This is a genomic window from Bacillus sp. FJAT-50079 (genome assembly GCF_018343515.1).
Taxonomy (GTDB): domain Bacteria; phylum Bacillota; class Bacilli; order Bacillales; family Bacillaceae_C; genus Lederbergia.
In genome coordinates, this window is sequence record NZ_JAGYPD010000015.1 from 1 (window position 1) to 1155 (window position 1155).

Sequence of the window (1155 nt, forward strand, 5' to 3'; positions counted from 1 at the left end):
CGTACAAACATTAATTTACATCCCGCATTTCATGAGCTGGGTTATTATCGTATCGATCAGTTATGTGTTGCTTACGATGGACGGCGGACTTGTGAATGGGTTGTTAGAAATGTTTGGCTTCCAAAAAGTCAACTTCCTTTTAAATGAAAATTGGTTTAGACCGATGTACATTATACAAATCATTTGGCGTGAAGCTGGATGGGGAACGATCATTTTCTTGGCTGCCATTGCGGCAGTTGACCCTTCGATGTACGAAGCAGCTCGGATGGATGGAGCGAATCGTTTCCAACAAATTTGGCATATAACATTGCCAGCGATCAAAAGTGTCATCATTATTCTCTTAATCTTAAAAATCGGTGACGTTTTAGAGCTTGGTTTTGAACACGTTTACTTATTGTTGAACGCATCGAATCGTGAAGTTGGAGAAATCTTTGATACGTATGTATATGTGACAGGCTTAAAACAAGGGCAATACAGTTACAGTACAGCGATCGGCTTGTTCAAAGGGTTAGTCGGATTGATTCTCGTCATGGGCGCTAATAGACTAGCGAAGAAGGTCGGCGAGGAAGGAATCTATTAATGGTGTGTAGTGCTGGCGCTTAAGCGACAGTGTTACTTAAATAGGAGGGAACACGATGGTTGAAGACAAATCACTAGGCAGTCGTTTATTTAACTATACAAATACGATCTTGCTTATTATTATCGCACTCGTGACGGTGCTGCCATTTATTCACGTTGTTGCGAGTTCATTTACAACAAGTGCCGAGCTTGCACAAAAACGATTTGTACTGTTTCCAACAGAGTTTAGCTTAGCGGCTTATAAATATATTTTCTCAACGGACACGATTTTTAAAGCACTGTTAGTATCGATCGGTGTCACGTTATTAGGAACGTTATGGAGTATGTTCCTTTCAACGCTTACGGCATATGGTTTGTCGCGAAGAGATTTGGTTGGCCGTAAACAAATTATGTTCTTCGTAATTTTTACAATGCTCTTTAACGGTGGGATGATCCCGACGTTCTTAATTGTTAAACAAACGGGCTTGCTTGACTCGCTTGCATCGCTCGTCATTCCCGTTTCAATCAACGTCTTTAACATGATCATTTTACGGAGCTTCTTCCAAGGGCTTCCAGAAGGATTAGTTGAATCGGCGA

The 1155-nt window shown here is 41.1% G+C and carries 1 protein-coding gene and 1 pseudogene; both read left to right on the forward strand.

Translation table 11 applies throughout. From position 1 onward, the window contains the following. Positions 1-580: ABC transporter permease subunit (locus KHA95_RS22730; protein WP_213139832.1), on the forward strand; the 580-nt coding region annotated here is incomplete at its 5' end. A 55-nt stretch (positions 581-635) separates the two neighbouring features. Beyond that, a pseudogene (locus KHA95_RS22735) lies at positions 636-1155 on the forward strand (carbohydrate ABC transporter permease); the annotation flags it as partial.